Source organism: Marinomonas fungiae (assembly GCF_001418205.1).
In the GTDB taxonomy this organism is placed as follows: domain Bacteria; phylum Pseudomonadota; class Gammaproteobacteria; order Pseudomonadales; family Marinomonadaceae; genus Marinomonas; species Marinomonas fungiae.
In genome coordinates, this window is record NZ_LIQF01000006.1 from 226,132 (window position 1) to 243,050 (window position 16,919).

Annotated in this window: 18 protein-coding genes; 5 read left to right on the plus strand and 13 right to left on the minus strand. The window is 48.1% G+C overall.

Annotated elements, in window-relative coordinates; all coding sequences use genetic code 11:
* Nucleotides 1-6: 6 nt before the first annotated feature.
* On the plus strand, nt 7-870 hold the full coding sequence (locus ASC49_RS11195) for a Tim44 domain-containing protein (protein ID WP_055463322.1): 864 nt from the start codon (nt 7-9) through the stop codon (nt 868-870).
* Between the two features lie 108 nt (nt 871-978).
* Nucleotides 979-1,488 (plus strand): chemotaxis protein CheW, encoded by a 510-nt coding sequence (locus ASC49_RS11200; protein WP_055463323.1) that lies wholly within the window; start codon nt 979-981, stop codon nt 1,486-1,488.
* A gap of 82 nt (nt 1,489-1,570) precedes the next feature.
* On the opposite strand, the gene ASC49_RS11205 is transcribed toward ASC49_RS11200, so the two are convergent.
* Entirely contained in the window at nt 1,571-1,999 is a 429-nt protein-coding gene (locus tag ASC49_RS11205) for an acyl-CoA thioesterase (protein ID WP_055463324.1), read from the minus strand.
* Nucleotides 2,000-2,191: 192 nt separating this feature from the next.
* On the opposite strand from ASC49_RS11205, the gene ASC49_RS11210 reads away from it, so the two are divergent.
* Nucleotides 2,192-3,343, plus strand: a complete 1,152-nt coding sequence (locus tag ASC49_RS11210; RefSeq protein WP_055463325.1) for a pyridoxal phosphate-dependent aminotransferase — start codon at nt 2,192-2,194, stop codon at nt 3,341-3,343.
* Here ASC49_RS11210 and ASC49_RS11215 read toward each other — a convergent pair.
* The 8 genes from ASC49_RS11215 to ASC49_RS11250 are packed head-to-tail and all read right to left on the minus strand — an operon-like array spanning nt 3,340 to nt 11,782.
* Nucleotides 3,340-4,098 carry a cobalt-precorrin 5A hydrolase gene (locus ASC49_RS11215; RefSeq protein ID WP_055463326.1) on the minus strand — a complete coding sequence of 253 codons (759 nt, stop codon included), beginning with the start codon at nt 4,096-4,098 and terminating at the stop codon, nt 3,340-3,342. The genes ASC49_RS11210 and ASC49_RS11215 overlap by 4 nt on opposite strands.
* Nucleotides 4,095-4,811: a precorrin-2 C(20)-methyltransferase gene (gene cobI / locus ASC49_RS11220; protein ID WP_245624697.1), complete on the minus strand. Its 717-nt coding sequence runs from the start codon at nt 4,809-4,811 to the stop codon at nt 4,095-4,097. Before cobI ends, ASC49_RS11215 begins: the two co-directional genes overlap by 4 nt.
* Nucleotides 4,808-6,085 carry a bifunctional cobalt-precorrin-7 (C(5))-methyltransferase/cobalt-precorrin-6B (C(15))-methyltransferase gene (locus ASC49_RS11225; protein WP_055463328.1) on the minus strand — a complete coding sequence of 426 codons (1,278 nt, stop codon included), beginning with the start codon at nt 6,083-6,085 and terminating at the stop codon, nt 4,808-4,810. Before ASC49_RS11225 ends, cobI begins: the two co-directional genes overlap by 4 nt.
* Before the next feature lie 20 nt (nt 6,086-6,105).
* Nucleotides 6,106-6,747 carry a precorrin-8X methylmutase gene (locus ASC49_RS11230; protein ID WP_055463329.1) on the minus strand — a complete coding sequence of 214 codons (642 nt, stop codon included), beginning with the start codon at nt 6,745-6,747 and terminating at the stop codon, nt 6,106-6,108.
* Nucleotides 6,744-7,520, minus strand: coding sequence for a precorrin-6A reductase (cobK, locus tag ASC49_RS11235; protein ID WP_072242092.1), 777 nt, complete (start codon nt 7,518-7,520; stop codon nt 6,744-6,746). The genes ASC49_RS11230 and cobK overlap by 4 nt, the downstream gene beginning before the upstream one ends.
* Nucleotides 7,517-8,638 (minus strand): cobalt-precorrin-5B (C(1))-methyltransferase, encoded by a 1,122-nt coding sequence (locus ASC49_RS11240; RefSeq protein WP_055463330.1) that lies wholly within the window; start codon nt 8,636-8,638, stop codon nt 7,517-7,519. Before ASC49_RS11240 ends, cobK begins: the two co-directional genes overlap by 4 nt.
* Before the next feature lie 6 nt (nt 8,639-8,644).
* Nucleotides 8,645-9,970: a cobyrinate a,c-diamide synthase gene (locus tag ASC49_RS11245; RefSeq protein ID WP_055463331.1), complete on the minus strand. Its 1,326-nt coding sequence runs from the start codon at nt 9,968-9,970 to the stop codon at nt 8,645-8,647.
* Between the two features lie 51 nt (nt 9,971-10,021).
* Nucleotides 10,022-11,782, minus strand: coding sequence for an AAA family ATPase (locus tag ASC49_RS11250; RefSeq protein WP_055463332.1), 1,761 nt, complete (start codon nt 11,780-11,782; stop codon nt 10,022-10,024).
* Between the two features lie 169 nt (nt 11,783-11,951).
* Here ASC49_RS11250 and ASC49_RS11255 point away from each other — a divergent pair, with 169 nt between their 5' ends.
* The gene (locus ASC49_RS11255; RefSeq protein WP_055463333.1) at nt 11,952-13,787 is read left to right on the plus strand and encodes an ABC transporter ATP-binding protein; all 1,836 of its coding nucleotides are present in this window, start codon (nt 11,952-11,954) and stop codon (nt 13,785-13,787) included.
* Between the two features lie 66 nt (nt 13,788-13,853).
* Here the strand turns inward: ASC49_RS11255 and efpL are convergent, their stop codons facing one another.
* The gene (gene efpL, locus ASC49_RS11260; RefSeq protein WP_055463334.1) at nt 13,854-14,426 is read right to left on the minus strand and encodes an elongation factor P-like protein EfpL; all 573 of its coding nucleotides are present in this window, start codon (nt 14,424-14,426) and stop codon (nt 13,854-13,856) included.
* Nucleotides 14,427-14,597: 171 nt separating this feature from the next.
* On the opposite strand from efpL, the gene msrB reads away from it, so the two are divergent.
* Nucleotides 14,598-15,083, plus strand: a complete 486-nt coding sequence (msrB, locus tag ASC49_RS11265) for a peptide-methionine (R)-S-oxide reductase MsrB (RefSeq protein WP_055463335.1) — start codon at nt 14,598-14,600, stop codon at nt 15,081-15,083.
* On the opposite strand, the gene ASC49_RS11270 is transcribed toward msrB, so the two are convergent.
* From ASC49_RS11270 to ASC49_RS11280, 3 genes are read right to left on the minus strand one after another with little or no spacing between them, the layout of a single operon-like run.
* Nucleotides 15,080-15,538: a methyltransferase family protein gene (locus tag ASC49_RS11270; protein WP_055463336.1), complete on the minus strand. Its 459-nt coding sequence runs from the start codon at nt 15,536-15,538 to the stop codon at nt 15,080-15,082. The genes msrB and ASC49_RS11270 overlap by 4 nt on opposite strands.
* Before the next feature lie 23 nt (nt 15,539-15,561).
* Entirely contained in the window at nt 15,562-16,059 is a 498-nt protein-coding gene (locus tag ASC49_RS11275) for a GNAT family N-acetyltransferase (RefSeq protein WP_055463337.1), read from the minus strand.
* Nucleotides 16,059-16,658 (minus strand): YitT family protein, encoded by a 600-nt coding sequence (locus tag ASC49_RS11280; protein WP_055463338.1) that lies wholly within the window; start codon nt 16,656-16,658, stop codon nt 16,059-16,061. Before ASC49_RS11280 ends, ASC49_RS11275 begins: the two co-directional genes overlap by 1 nt.
* Nucleotides 16,659-16,919: the final 261 nt, after the last annotated feature.

Sequence of the window (16,919 nt, forward strand, 5' to 3'; positions counted from 1 at the left end):
AACGACGTGAAATCAGCAGTTTATGCCTTTTTAATGGCATTTGTTTTAGTCATTGGTACGGGCGGCTTTGCAGCCGATGCTCATGCCAAAAAATTGGGCGGTGGCGGCAGCTTTGGCAAAAACTACTCCACTAGCAAAACCCCAACCAGCTCTAGTACAGCAACCAACAGCACCAGCACTGCTGCGGCAGGTGCCACTAAAAAACCAGGTATGTTTGGTGGTTTAGCAGGCGGCCTTTTAGGTGGTCTATTGGCAGGCGGCTTGTTTGCTGCGCTAATGGGTAGCGGTGCATTTGATGGTCTTGCGTTTGGCGACATTCTATTGTTCGCCGTGATCGGTTTCTTGATTTACAAGTTGTTCTTTGCGAAGAAACGTCAAGCAGCGCAAACTGCGGGTGCGCAAGGCATGTACCGTGAAATGCCAAATTCAACGCGCGATAACGTACAGCCTTCGCCAATGGCGGGCATGTCGGGTTTTGGCGCACAACCAGACATCCAATTGCCGCCAGGCTTCAACGAACAAGCCTTTATCGCGGAAGCGAAAAATCACTACATCACTTTGCAAAAAGCTTGGGATGACAATAACTTCGAGGAGATCAGTGACTACTTTAGTCCAGATCTTTGTGATATGTTGCGTCAAGAGCGTGCAAAATACGGTGCTGATAAAGCCCGAACTGAAGTCGTTTCCCTAATGGTAGACTTGGTTCGCGGTGAATTTATCGGCTCAACGGCATCCATTTCTTTACGCTTTACCGGTTGGATCAAAGAAGGCGATCAAACCAGTGAAACCAATGAAGTATGGCACCTTGAGAAAAACCTAGAGGATGCACGTGGCAATTGGACAATTGTTGGTATTCAACAAGACAACTAATTGTTACTTAATTTATCAAGCCAATGCGCTGTATTTCGTCTATTCTTGTTTGAATAAACGAGCAGCGCATTAGCGCGTATCACCGGATTGATAATAGGTGTAGAGCCCATGTCTGAATTAGCGACAATCAAAGAAACAGGAAAACTGCCAGCTGAAAGCAAAAAAGGCGAGTTATTGCAGTACCTTACTTTCAAGTTACTGGATGAAACTTACGGCATCAACGTAATGCAAATCAAAGAAGTATTACGTTACAGTGAGATTGCTCCAGTTCCAGGCGCCCAATCTTATGTACTTGGTATCGTTAACCTACGCGGTAACGTAGTAACGGTTATTGACACTCGCGTACGTTTTAGCCTTCCTGAATGCACGATCACCGATGATACTCGTATCATCATCATTGAGCACGATGGCGAACAAATCGGCATGTTGGTCGATGCGGTTCAAGAAGTTTTCTACCTATACCAAGGTGAAATCGAACAGAGCCCAAGTGTCGGTAATGACGAAGCCCTGATGTTCATCCAAGGCGTTTACCAAAAAGACGAAGAGCTAGTTATCCTATTAGATCTGAATAAAATGATTGATTCAGATAATGAGCAGCTTGCTATTGGCATGCTCTAATTATCCGGCAACCATCCTAAGCAAAAAAGCAGCTGATCGCTGCTTTTTTTATATTTAGTACTGGCCAAACAAAAACGCTGTTTTACCATTCATGCATTGATTCATTCACATAATCTGGCAAATCTTCCTCTGCAGGAATCGGCTTCGGCTTACCTTCGTCATCAATAGATACGAATTTAAAGATGCCTTCGGTAACCTTTTCACGAATGCCAATACGGCCTCGACGAACCCACGCCTCAACATGAATATTCATAGAGGTACGGCCCACTGACTTTACGTAGGTGTAAACGCCTAAAATATCCCCTACTTTGACAGGGCGAATAAAGCTCATACTGTCGAGCGCTACGGTCACCACACGAGATTGCGCACGCTGACCAGCACAAATACCCGCGGCGATGTCCATCTGAGAGACCACCCATCCGCCAAAAATATCCCCTGCCGGGTTTGTATCGCCAGGCATAGCAACCGTTCGGGTCGTCAATCGCCCCTTCGTTTTCATTTCTTCGGACATGACTGCTCTCCTTCGTTCCGATTATGCCCACTGTTATAACAAAGCTTCACAACATATTCAGTAAAAAGAATGCAGTCATTCAATTTCATCACCAAGATTTCGCCAAACCTATTCAATCTGCGCTTTATCTAGCGTAAGAGCTGCATTAGCATGAGCGCTTCGCTTTTAACTTGTTGTAGAAAGGAACGCCCTATGCGCCAATTCGACAGTAAACTTCCCAGTACCGGCACGACTATTTTTACACAAATGTCAGAACTGGCCGCTAAGCATCAAGCCATCAACTTGTCACAAGGCTTTCCAGACTTTGATGGGCCTAGCGAGCTGTTGAACCGTGTCGATCATTATATTCAACAAGGTGCCAACCAATATGCGCCTATGATCGGCATCCCCTCTTTACGCCAAGCTATTAGCCAAAAAATTGCCCGCTGTTACGACCATCAAGTAAACGCTGACAGCGAGATCACGGTAACATCCGGTGCGACCGAAGCTCTATTTGCGACTATTTCAGCCTTCGTTCGCCCGGGTGACGAAGTCATTGTGTTTGATCCGGCTTATGACTCTTACGATCCTGCCATTCGCTTGAACGGCGGAACACCAGTACATATTGCTTTACTACCACCAAGCTTTGCTGTCGATTGGCAAGTGGTAGCAAACGCCATCACCCCAAACACCAAAGCCATTATTGTTAATTCACCCCACAACCCAACGGGGACCGTATTTTCCGCCCATGATCTAGAAGCGCTGTACGCTATTGCCGATCAGCATGATTTGTTGGTGTTATCTGATGAAGTGTACGAGCATATTGTGTTTGAAGGCGTTAAACACCAAAGCGTATTACGCCATAAAGAGTTAGCAAAACGCAGTGTGGCAGTGTCATCCTTTGGTAAGACATACCACACTACCGGTTGGAAAATTGGCTACTGTGTGGCACCAGCACCATTAATGGCTGAAATTCGTAAAGTGCATCAGTACCTAACCTTCAGTACTAGCACACCGATGCAGTTGGCGTTAGCAGATTTCCTAAGCGCTCACCCTGAGCACGATGAAGTTTTACCAAGTTTCTATCAGCAAAAGCGTGATTTCTTCAATGAAGCTATGAGCGAAAGTCGCTTCACTTTCACGCCTTCGCCCGGCACCTATTTCCAGCTGATGGATTACAGCGCCATCAAAGATGTGCCCGATACAGAGTTTGCTTTATGGCTAATCGAAACGGCAGGTGTCGCGGCCATTCCGATTTCCGTGTTTTATCAAACACCACCAGAGGACATGCGCCTAGTGCGCTTCTGCTTTGCCAAACAAGCTGCCACTCTAAGCGCTGCAACGCAGCAACTGGTTAGACTTTAAGCCTGATACGCCCGAGCCACCGCGCAGGTGGCTTTCGGGTTCTTAATCTTATTCAAACATAGCTCAGGGCTAGCATGCGTCAGTTTCTGCGCCCCCAGTAATGCGGCTGATTCCGCTACGCCATAAACGCCCACTGTGTTAAATACATATTCTGAGCGAGTGCTTAATAAAGGCTCGACCTGTTTCAGGGCATCTGCGGAATAGGTCATAAAGGGCCACTGATATTTTTCAGCCAGCTCAATCAAATGCGTTTCATCGGCTTTGATATCGATACTATATAGTCCTGCAATTTGATCTGGCTGCAGGCCAACTGTCTCTATCGCTTCCAGCATCAGACTTTCCAAATACTCTAACGGGCAATCACGTTCACAGCCCATACCAAGGGTATAAACGGGATTGAGATAAGCATTGGCCGTGGTCATCACTAATTGCGCATTGATCGCCTCAGCTACCTCACTGCCCCATTGGTTTGCGCCACCTTCATGACCAGATAACAAGGGAATCACAAAGCGTCCTAACTCATCCAACACCAGGACCGGCGGGTCTTGTAGCTTGCTTTCTATAACAGGCGCTAGAGTACGCATCACAATGCCCGTAGCGCAGATAAACAGCAATGGGTCACCTTCTCGAAAAAAGTGCTGCACAGTGTCGGCAAATGGCTTGGGCTTAAAATGTAGCGCACTATTCGGCAGCAGCGTCTGTAAGCGCATGCCCAGTGCTTGACCCGCGTCGGTCAGAGCGATAATACGAATCATCGGGTACCACGCTCTTTACGGGAGACAATAAACAGCGAGAAGTATGGACCCTGCTCGTTTTGTAAAAGACGTACATCGTTTTCGACAAACTGGTTGTCTCGGCCGACATATTCCACGTATTTAGCGTCTTCCATTCGTCCGGTTAGCTCAAGTGCTTTTAAAATCGTAGGCCGAGCTCGTCCAGCTTTCATAATCACAATGGAACCATGGTTACGCAGTGCGTCGATAAGCTGCTCTTTCGTATGACGACCACTGACCACACAAAACGACTCTTTTAATACGGTAAGCGGATGCTGTAACTCTGCTGCTGCGGCATGAATACTGGAAATGCCAGGCACCACTTGAATCTGGCACTCGCCGTTTAAGCGCTCCATCAAATAGGTAAAGGAGCCAAAAAACAGTGGATCCCCCTCACAAAGAAACGCCACATTAAGACCTTGAGACAATGCCTCACGAATGGCTTGCGCCCCTTGATCGTAGGCTTGATTGGCGGCCTCACGGCGTGTCGACATGGGCATTGGGATGATAATATCCTGGTGTTTTGCAACACGCCCCTCTAGTGCTAATACAGCGATTTGCTTGGCTTGTGATTGGCCTGATTCGCCTACCAGATAAGCCAAAACATCCGCCTGCTGAATCAATCGTACCGCTTTTAAGGTGACTAATTCAGGATCACCTGGACCGACGCCAATACCGAAAAACGTACCGGTCATGAACGCTCCCCTGGCAGACATTTTTCAAAGCGCCACAAGCTCACAGGCAAATGTGGACGACGAATCCGCTTACCGGCTAAACGCTCGCTGCGATAAATCTGAATCGTTGAGCTTTCGTCGTAGGCATCTTGCGCCGCATCCCGTTTGGCGAGAAAAGCCATGGCTTCCATCGTCGTAGCGTCCGTCACCGCATTCACCAACAGCACGCCCCCTAATGGTAAACGCTGCCATACTCGATCCAACAACTCAGACATTTCACCATCGCTCCCACCAATAAACACTCGCTTTGGCGCAGGCAAGTTAGCAAAGGCCTCTGGTGCTCGACCATGTACAACGTGTAGATTTTTAACCACACCAAAGTGCTCTCGGTTAGCTTCTAGGCAAGTTAAGCGCGTCTCGTGATGCTCTATAGCGTATACCTCAGTTTCTGGATTCCAGTAGGCCAATTCCACACTGACGCCACCGCAACCCGCACCGATGTCCCATACCACCTCTTTGGCTTCGACACCTAAATAAGACAACACTGCCAAGCGTACTTCGCGCTTGGTAATCATACCTTGGCCATCACCTTTATCAGTAATAAACAAACCGTCTTTAAAACCCGGTGTCGACGGCAAACGTCCCGATTGAGCACTGGTATTGACGATCACGACATTAAGTGGATCAAAGGTTTCTTCGACATGCGCCAAGCTGTTAGCGGTATAACGGGTCACGCGCTCATGCTCATAGCCCAAGCGTTCACAAACAAATAGCTCACTTAAACCAAGCCCCATCTCGATACATTCTTTGGCAATGGCTTGCGGGTTATTGGTTTTGTCAGTCAATAACAGTAACGTTTTTGATGGGTGTAACTGAGTACGAATCGACGCCAACGGGCGACCATGGACGCTAAAAACTTGCGCATTTTGCAGCGAGATCCCCAAGCGGTGACAAGCTGCCTGAATACTCGACACGTTTGGGTAAAAACGAACCTCTTGATCGGCAAACGAACGATGCACCCAAGCACCGATACCATAATAAAGCGGGTCTCCAGATGCTAAAATCGCAACCCGTTCTACGCCAAGTGACGCCCACTCATCCATGTGATGTTTGAGATCATTAAGCTTTGGCAGCACATGAGTCTGAGCCTTAGTGCCATAGGCTTTTACCATCGACAGCTGACGCTCACTTCCCACCAGCTTATCGCTCTCTGTAAGCTTGGCAAGAACATCCTGAGCTTCTTTTGGCAACTGCGCCTGCTCATTAATCCCCAATCCAATAACGTGAATCTTCACCGTTTTCCCTTACCGCTTAATTAATAGTATTCGCCGATATTACAGCGCAACAATGCGTTACAACTGGCCGACGTCACCGCACTGCCACCCATACGACCGAGCAAGGTAATGCACTCTATGCCAAGCTCTAAATGATCGTCCCACAATGCTTGCTTGGATTCCGCGGCGCCAACAAAGCCCACCGGCATACCGATCACCAAGGCAGGTTTAGGGGCTCCCGCACGAATCATTTCCAACAATCGAAACAAGGCGGTCGGCGCATTGCCAATCAAAACCACACTGCCTTCCAGCTGCTCTTGCCAAAGGCTTAACGCCGCCATGGAGCGTGTCTCACCTTTTGACTTAGCCAACTCTGCAGTGCATGGATCGTTTAAAAAGCACAGTGGCTCACGCGTAATCATACGCTTGGTGACGCCCTGCTTGACCATTTCCACATCACAAAGAATAGAACAGTTTTGCGCCAATGTCGCACGGCCTGCTTCACAGGCGTTTTCACTAAAACGCACTTGAGACGCCACATCTGGTAGACCTAGGCTGTGTACCACGCGCATTACCACTTGCTGGGCGTCGCGTGACAAATGATCAAGTTGTGTTAGCTCACGGATTTGACGAAAGCTTTCATTTTCAATGCCCTGAGGCGTCGGATCGTACTGATAAGTCACTGTTGTTGAGATTCCTGAGCACTAGATGCCGACATCTTAACTGCCTGCACCGCTTGAATAAGTTGCGAATAATCGGAAAAGGTGCGCACGGCGTTGTCTGCTTGTGGACGCTGATGTAGCAAGACGCTGATGCCTAGCTCACGGGCCGCATCCAGTTTGGCGGAAGTTGAGTCGCCACCGCTGTTTTTGCTGACAATTACATCGATTTGATGTTTGGTTAATAAGTCTCGCTCATTGACAAAATCAAACGGACCAATCGCTTTAAGCCAAGTAATCTTGTCAGGCACCTCAAACTTCGGCAAAGCGGCCGTGCGCCAAACACCCTGTTCAAAGCCATCGGACTGGGTAATAGCAAGTAATTGCTCTAGGGACATTTGACCCGCGCTTAGTAAGGGACGTTTAAAGTCTTTAAGCTGCTCTAATAAGTCATCATCGTTTTGGTAATCACGCCAATTATCCCCTGCTTGTGGCTGCCATGCGGGACGTAAAAAGCGCCATACGGGAATACCTGTTTCTTTACCAGCAGCCACCGCTTTATTACTCATGGTCGCCGCATAGGGATGAGTAGCGTTGATCACTAAATCAATTTGACGCTGTTTAAGAAAAGTAGCCAAGCCACCAAATTGAGTAAAACCACCCAAAACAATTTCACAGGGCAAAATGGGAATGCGCACCAACCCAGCAATAGAGTAAAGGACCTCAAAGCCAAGCTGGCTAAAGCGTTCCGCTAAATGACGACCATCGGCAGTGCCGCCTAGTAATAAAATCTTCATTGCATTCGACCTCGTTGCATCGCTTGACCCACAAATTGTCCTTTGCGATCTATCGCCAACACCTCTAAATCCATATGAGTAGGAACGAAGCGACGACAAAACCCTAAGGCTTGCTGGCACACAGCATCCGCCAAGGCAACCCCTTCTACTTGCGCAAATTTCAGCGCTTCGACACTGGTGTTGGCTTGGCACATTTTATATTTCAAAGACTCCGATGCCCCCAATGTTTGCGCCAGTTCCGCTAACGCTTCTAGGTTAATGGACGACACTCGGGAGTTTAAATCCATGTGCTGCTGCGCCAATTTACTGATTTTGCCAAAGCCTCCACATATAGTGAGCTTTTCCAATTGCGGGTCTTGGCTTTCCAAACGCTTCACATGTTTGAGCAATGCGCCAACAAAGTCCCCCATTTCAATCAGCGCCATCTCATCCAAACCATCGCGCTCTTGAATAGCGGCTTCACTAGCATTGCCTGTGGTCGCAGCGATATAGCGATGACCGTTGGCCCTAGCCACATCGACTCCCTGTTGGATCGAGGCAATGTAAGCACCACAGGAAAATGGTCGCACGATACCTGTGGTGCCCAAAATGGAAATGCCACCTAAGATGCCCAAGCGTGGGTTCATGGTTTTCAGTGCCAATTGCTCACCGTTTTCAACACCAACCTCGACTCGAAAGCCCCCTTGATATCCTTGTTCCTGAGCTACGGCATTGAGGTGATCACTGATCATTTTACGAGGCACTGGATTAATAGCAGGCTCACCAACTTCCAGTAATAGCCCCGTACGCGTGATGACCCCAACGCCTTTGCCTGCCACAAATTCAATGCCTTGTTCTGGCGTTAACGATAGTTCAACCCAAATTTTTGCCCCATGGGTGACATCAGGGTCATCGCCTGCATCTTTTATAGTCGTGATCCTGACGCCCACTTCTTTAACATCATAAGAAATCATTTCAAGGGACACTTCTTGGCCTTTCGGCAAAGTGACAAACACTTGTTTAGGTTGCTCGTTGGTGAGTAACGCCGTGGCGGCCGCCACCGAGCAGGCCGTGGCACAGGTGCCAGTAGTCAGCCCTGATCTTAATGGCTTTGGGTCATCACTGCTTTCTGGCCACATTGCCTATTAAGCACCTTGAAATAAGGCCGCTGTCGCGGCTAAGTTCGACGCAAAAAATAAATGCAGATAACTTGCTGTCAGACCTTTGGCTCGGTAAATAGCCTCCCCCGGAGCAGGATGACGCTGGCGTCGACCATGACATAACGGTTCAGGTGTGTTTTCACTCAATGAGCGATGATGAGCGTGACCGCGAATATCCCCTTCCGGTAGCGGAGCGGTTTGCATACCTTGGCAACCGCGCTTACCACGCATGGCACCAGCGCCTTGAAGCAGTCCCAACATTGGATAAGTGTTGGACTCTAAATCTGTTAGCGTTTCTAAGCAGTAGAGCATGCCACCGCATTCGGCCAAGATCGGTTTATTGCTGGCAAAGAAGGTTTGAATCTGATCGCACATGGCACCATTTTGTGAGAGCTTTGCGGCATGTAATTCTGGATAGCCTCCTGGTAACCATAACGCATCGGCTGACGGAAGGTGCTGATCGTGTAACGGTGAAAAGAAGGTAACCGCTGCGCCCAATTTATCCAGCACGCGAAGGTTCGCATCGTAGATAAAACTAAAAGCTTCATCTTTGGCAATCGCGATGGTTTTACCAGCCAAAGGCCTACCAATATCTTGCTCAGTCACGTTTTGCTCTGGGCCATAAAAAGCAACAGGCTCAGGCAAGCTCAGCAAAGTTTTGTCTGACGTTTCACTTAGCCAACGCACCGCGGCCGTGAAACATTGCTCCAACTCATCACCCACTTCAGAGGCTTGTACCAAGCCCAAATGACGCTCAGGCAAGGTCACTTCATCATCTCGCTTCAAACTAATTAAGAACGGAAGATGCTCTGGTAAGGCTTCACGAATCAGCTGCGCATGGCGTTCACTGCCACAACGGTTGGCGATTAAACCCGCGACTTTGACATCTTGACGAAAGTTCGCCAGACCCGTCGCCACCGCAGCAGCGGTTTGCGCCATGCCTTTGACATCCATGACAATAGCCGCTGGGATATTAAAGCGTGCCGCTAAATCAGCACTGGATGGTTCACCATCAAACATCCCCATCGCGCCTTCAACCAGGATCAAGTCGGCTTCTTGGGCGGCATCGAACAGCATTTTTTGACAATACTCATCCCCTGCCATCCAGATATCCAGTTGCTCGACGGGTTGCTTTGACGCTTGCGCCAAAATCTGCGGATCCAAATAATCGGGCCCCGTTTTAAACACACGTACCGTTTTACCTTGCTCAGTAAAGTAACGTGCCAAGGCCGCCGTAATAGTAGTTTTGCCTTGGTTCGAGGCAGGCGCAGTTAGAAATAATGCTGGGCAATGGGCCACATTCGCTGTCATCTTGTTCACTTATATAAAATGTGTCGTTTAAATTTGGCTTTTAAGTTTCGACTAAGTCAGCAACTGACTTAGTGAGATGTAATCGGCTTTTAAAGCACGGGCAAGTTCTTGTGCTCGACCTCGTTTAACTGGCGCCAACTCGGTGTCGACAACCGTCAGCTGTCCCGGCCATACCTTGGTTGCAAACGCCCCAGTGACACGCCCATCGGTCAAAATATAACTGTACAGCTCAAGCTGTGATTGTTGACGTAGTGCTTGTTGCAAATAGCGCTCTGCATCCTCAAGGGCTTGATGAATCGGCGTACCGCCACCCGCGCCCAATTCGTCAAGCTGCACTCGAATATTCTGTGGCGCGCGCACTTGCGGCAAGAGCCAATCCACTTGCTCACCACCAAACCCCAAGATGCTAATTTGCTCTCGTTGCAAATACGCCCGCTCCGCAATGTCCAAAATCACCCCTTTGGCTTTGGCAAAGGTTTGCTCGGCAAGGGTAGAACCCGATGTATCTAATAAAATGCAGTGTAAAACCGCTTTGCCGGTATGGGCTTTTCTGCGCAGCAATTGCTGAGGCGGCCACCCCCCCATACTCTTTCTCAAGGTTTGCGCTATATCTATGCCACCGTTTTGACGGTTGCCAAGATGGGCCCCGCCTTGGCTTACGCCTCGCTGTTTTCCTACCAATAAGCGAGAGCTCGTAGACGTCCTCAGCTCCCGTGTTTGTGTAAACATTAACCTTAGCGGAACACTAGCTTGCTGACGCTGCGGAGCCATCTGCCCCAATTCACCGGTCGAGGTTTCACCTTCAGATTGGGGCTCATTCTGCGGTGAAGGTGAAGACTTTCCCGGCGTTCGGCCCTCCTGTGCCGGTTCGTTATAGGAGTCAGGGGGGCGCCTTGAGCTTGGTGGTGGAGAACTTGGGGGTGTATGCTGTGATGACGAGGCCTGTTGACGACGATGCGCCAAAACAAATTCTTCAACCGCTTGTACATCTTCAATTGAGACAGTATCCGCTGCACGCCAAGCAGCGTGCGCCATCGCTGCACGCACCCAAACAATGTCGGCACGCACACCGTCGACACGGGCATCTTGGCAACGGCTGGCAATATCCATACGTAAGGCATCAGCACATTTAATGGAGTGTAAACGGGCTTTGGCTTGGCTAATGCTTTGTCGCAGATTGCGTTGTTTGTACTTGAAGGCTTCGCAGAAGCCTTTCGGATCTTGGTCAAACTCATCGCGAAGACGCACAATCTGGACGCGCTCTTCTAAGGTATACTGGTTCGATAAAGCAACCATCAACCCGAAACGATCTTTTAGTTGTGGACGAAGTTCCCCTTCTTCTGGGTTCATGGTCCCTACCAACACAAAACGCGCATCATGCACATGGCTCACCCCATCGCGCTCGACACGGTTTACACCACTGGCACTCACATCCAGCAACACATCGACTAGACTGTCCGCCAGCAGATTCACTTCATCCACATATAAAACGCCTTGGTCTGCTTGCGCTAATAATCCCGGTTGAAACTTCACCTGCTTTTCATTCAAGACGGAGTGGATATCAAGCGAACCAAGTAAACGATCCTCTGTCGCGCCTAATGGCAAAGTTACAAACTCTGTGGGTGTGTTTTCCATTAGTGGCATAACACCGGCCAGTCCTCGGGCCAGTGTTGACTTAGCACTACCACGAGGTCCTGAAATCAGCACACCACCAATTCGTGGATGAATGGCTGTTAGAATCAACGCCAGTTTAAGGGATTCTTGCCCTGCGACTGCGGTGAAAGGAAAGTTGTGAAAAGAACCGTCTGCCATGCCTACCTATCCAAGGTCCCTGTCTTGAAACCTTTATAAAATCTAAGCTTGAACCTTATCTTTGCCCTCTAACCAAGTCAAATTGAAAAGCCTACATTCCACATGAGGCACTTCGATACAGAAAGAAATACCGCTAAAATACGTTTTCTACTTTAAGGATTTGAACTGTATGAAATCTGCCATGCCTAGTGCTCACTCTGTCGATATGAATATGTTAGGTGTGTTTCGCTACAGTAAACGAGCTTTGCATCTGGTCTGGCAGACGTCTGCTAAGCTCACATTCGGCTTAGGACTTTTGACATTGTTCGCCGGAGTACTGCCTGCTGCCATGGCCTATGTTGGTCAGTTAATTGTCGATGCGGTGGTAGCAGCCATGGAGACCTACAAGCAAACCGGCGAGCTACAGTATTTTCCTGTCATGTACTACGTGCTTTTAGAAGGCGTTTTGGTGTTGGCTTTAAGCGCTAGCCAACGTGGGCTTGCTGCACAGCAAGCCATCCTACGAGCCCTGCTCGGACAACGGGTCAATATGATGATTCTGGAAAAAGCACAGCAGCTAAGTTTGGGCCAGTTTGAAGATTCAGAGTTTTACGACAAGCTGGTACGCGCCCGTCGCGAAGCTTCGAGCCGACCGTTAGCATTGGTTAACAAGACGTTTTCTCTATTGCAAAACGGCATCTCTTTAGTCAGCTTTTCCGTTCTGTTATGGCAGTTTTCACCTTGGGCTTTGCTCATTTTAGTTGTCGGCGCCTTGCCAGCTTTTATTGCTGAAGCCAAATTTAGCGGCGATGCCTTCTTATTAGCGCGCTGGCGCTCGCCAGAAGTGCGTCAGCAAAACTACTTGGAAACCTTGCTGGCCCGCGAAGACAACATTAAAGAAGTGCGACTTTTTCAGTTGGGCGGGCGCTTTATTACTCGTTATCGCGATATTTTCATCAAGCTTTTTAAAGAGAACCGAACACTGATACTACGCCGAGAATTCTGGGGCTTTATGCTAGGCATCATCAGCACGTTCGTATTTTACGGCGCCTATGGTTGGATCGTTACCTCCACTGTGGTTGGTGCAATTACATTGGGTCAAATGACCATGTACTTATTGCTATTTAAACAAGGGCAAGGTGCGGTAGCCTCATCTCTTACCAGCATCAGCGGCATGTACGAAGATAATTTATATCTATCAAATTTGTACGAATATCTCGAACAAGACACTCTTGCCCAACAAACAGGCTTAACTGAAGGACCAATGAAAGGTGATGGCATTCGCTTTGAGAGTGTGTCCTTTCAATACCCAGGGAGCCACCAATACGCTCTAAACAACATTACACTGCACATTCAACCTGGTAAAAGCTTAGCCATCGTCGGCGAAAACGGTTCAGGCAAAACCACGTTAATTAAGCTGTTAACCCGTCTATATATTCCCTCTGAAGGGCGTATTTTATTGGATGGTTTGGATCTTAATGACTGGAATGAATCTGCTTTGCTGCAACGTATCGGCGTCATTTTTCAAGACTTTGTGCGCTACCAATTTATTGTCGGTGAAAACATTGGCGCAGGTGACGACGCACGTTTCCACGATGAAGATGGCTGGCAGCAAGCTGCCGGATTAGGTAAAGCAACTGACTTTATCTCTCATCTAAGTGATGGTTACCATACTCAACTAGGGCGCTGGTTTAAAGGTGGTCAGGAGCTGTCCGGCGGTCAGTGGCAAAAGATTGCTCTGGCACGTGCATTTATGCGCGAGAAAGCTGATATTTTGGTATTAGACGAACCCACCGCGGCAATGGATGCTGGGGCGGAGGCGGAGATATTTGCCCACTTCCAAGTACACACAGCGAGTAAAATGGCGATCTTGATTTCACATCGCTTCTCAACCGTGCGCCTCGCCAATGAAATCATCGTCATGGAACACGGACAGATTATCGAGCGTGGCAGCCACGAACAATTGTTAGCGCTGGATGGCCGTTACGCCCACTTGTTTCACCTGCAAGCCAAAGGTTATCAGTAGACCAGATACAAAAAGGGCAATAGATGATGCATCTATTGCCCTTTCTTCAATCGTCGGAAAAATTAATTATTTTTCCGCACGTCCACCGAACTTACGTTCTTCCACGTTTACGCGGATACGCTCGCCAGTAGCGATGTATTCTGGCACTTGAATCGTAGCGCCAGTTGAAAGCACAGCTGGTTTGGTACGAGACGTTGCAGACGCACCTTTGATCGATGGATCCGTTTCTACAACAGTCAGCTCCACCACTTGCGGCAATTCAATGGCTACAGGCGCACCACTCACCAATACTACTTGGATGCCAGTTGTATCTTCAGTGAAGAATTCTACTTCTTCAGCGATCGCATCTTTTTGCAAATTGTATGGTGTGTAGTCTTCTTGATCCATGAATACGTACTCTTCACCATCCAAGTAAGAAAACGTCACTGGACGGCGGATCAAATCCGCAAGATTCAACATCTCGGAATCTTTGAAAGTCTCATCAATTTTACGACCAGTAACCACATCGTACATACGCATACGGTACAAGCTACCACCGGCACGGCCTTGCGGAACCGAACGCTCGATATCACGCACAATATAAGTTTTACCATCGTATTCAACGGCAGAGTTACGTTTGATTTCACTGGCTTTTGGCATTTTCAATTGTCCTAAACAAAATTTAACCAAGGTTCTTTAACGAGCCCTTCTTTGCAGTCGCTGATGCTAAGCGACTTCACGTTTTTGTGCCACTACTTAATACACTAGTTGTAAGAAATAAAGCTTTTTCTCGTCTAATTTAAAACGTGAGCCGATCTAAGGAGGCAACTGATGAAACGTCGAACCTTTATTCAAGGCAGCTTGGCAGTGCTGTTGATGAGCCGTGGCTTAACCGCTGTTGCGGCATCCGTCAGCGAAGCACAATTTGAGATCACTCGTACCGAAGCACAGTGGCGCGCACTGCTAAGCAACTTTGAATATGAAGTGATGCGTGAAGAAGCCACTGAGCGCGCCCATTCTAGCCCATTAAACAACGAGAAACGCACAGGTATTTTTCACTGCAAGGGCTGTGATTTAGCCCTGTATGACTCAGCAACCAAATATGATAGTGGTACTGGCTGGCCAAGCTTTTATGACAGTTTGCCCAATGCTGTAGCCACCAAGCCCGATCGCAGTTGGTTTGTTACACGCACCGAAGTTCACTGCCGCCGATGTGGTAGCCACTTGGGGCATATCTTTGATGATGGTCCAGCCCCAACAGGCTTGCGCCACTGTATCAATGGTGTGGCACTCACCTTTAAGGTAGCGAATACTTAGAACCAACGCGGTACACGGTAAAGATAATCTTGGTAGGTTTGGCCAAATCGATAGCGCAGGATGCGCTCCTCGGGCTCAATTTGATAGCGAGTTAAAAACCAAATAAACGCCACGATGTAAAACACTAATAAAGGCGAGCCAAGCCACAACATTAGACTGGCAAGCAGTAGCACAAAACCTAAATACATAGGATTGCGCGAATAGGCGTAAATGCCTCGGCAAACCAAAGTGCTTGACTGATGCGGGTCGCGTGGATCAGCTGTTGTCTTGTGAATGAGAAACTCAAATAGCCCCAACAAACAACATACACCACCCGCGATAAAGGCTAGCCAGCCCAGCGAGCACATAAACCAGCCAAGTTCCCAAGCGGGAAAGCAGGACGCACTGCTCCACATAAGCAGAGCAACCATGGTAAACGATAACGCTGGCGGTATTTTCAGCTCCAAACAATCCATCCTCTATATCCTTCGTTCAACTATCAGATAATTGATTTTGTCATACTGGTGTTCTCAAGTAGGACACCAAAGCGTTCTATTTGATTCCGTTGTGTCGGTAGAAAACCCAGTTTTATAAAAAACTCATAGGCCGCATCCGAGGCTTGAACCTGCCACTGTCGTTTATCTGAATACTGCTGAATCAAGTACTCAAACGCTGTGACAATAAGGTTTTTCGCTATACCTTGGCGTTGGGCCCGAGGGCAGACATATAAACATTCAATATCCCCCTCAGAATCCAATTCAATGAAGCCAAGGCACTCTTTGTTTTTTTCATCTCGTGCAACCCATACCGGATGAGCTTCAAGACGAGTTTTCCAGCCGGATGCATCTAGGCAATCTGGTGCCCAAGCTAGCTTCTGCTCAGAAGAGTAGATCGCATTTGGAATCGCATGAACGCTCCGATGAAAAACATTAATCAGTTCTCGAACGTTCATTCCTTTGGCGTCAAACGTTTCAATTACCACAGCATTTGGATTCATTAAGCGTGTTTCGTCTCACTGGTTTGTGCCCACTTCGGAGGGCGATGATAACGGCCAACGACAGAGCTCAACAATAGGAAAGCTAATAAAGAATACAGCAAACTCCATGCATCCAATACTAGTAAGGCCGCCGCTAACACAGCTAAATCAGCGACTAAAGTGGTTTTGCTTGCATGAATATTGAAACGGCGCTCTAAGTAAATCGCTAGGATATTTAAACCACCTAAGGAAGCATTATGGCGAAATAAAATAATCAAACCAAAACCCACTAACATACCGCCTAAAATCGCCGAAGCAATGGGATGAATATCAATCTGGATATAGTGTCGAAAGATTTCAGATAGTAGTGACAACAGGCTAACTGCAGCAAAGGTGCGCAAGGCAAAGCCTTTACCCAGTGCCCGCCATGCCAAAATATAGAAAGGTATGTTTAAAACAAAAAACAGCTGCCCAAAAGTCAAACTGGTTAGCTTTAACAAAATCATACCGATACCGGCGGTACCGCTGATCAATAAACCAACCGAGTTCAAAAGATGTAGTCCAAGTGCTACGAGCATGCAGCCTTCCAGAATAGAAAGCCATTGGTGTGTGAGCTTCATAATGTGATCCCATCATAGTTACGCCCACTTTTGGTGGAGCGCAGGTTATAAACGCGAACCTCTTGTGGAGGTCGTAACGCGGGTTAGCACCGAGTTATGATTCATCAATGCAGATTTTGTACCAAAGATAAGAGCCGATTATGCGAGATTTTCGCAGCATTTGCACCCTTTTAGAGATATGGGCTTTCAGCTCGCTTCAGAAGCGGGCACAAAAAAAGCCCCAATAAGCACTGAGGACTATTGGGGCTTAAGATACATTCA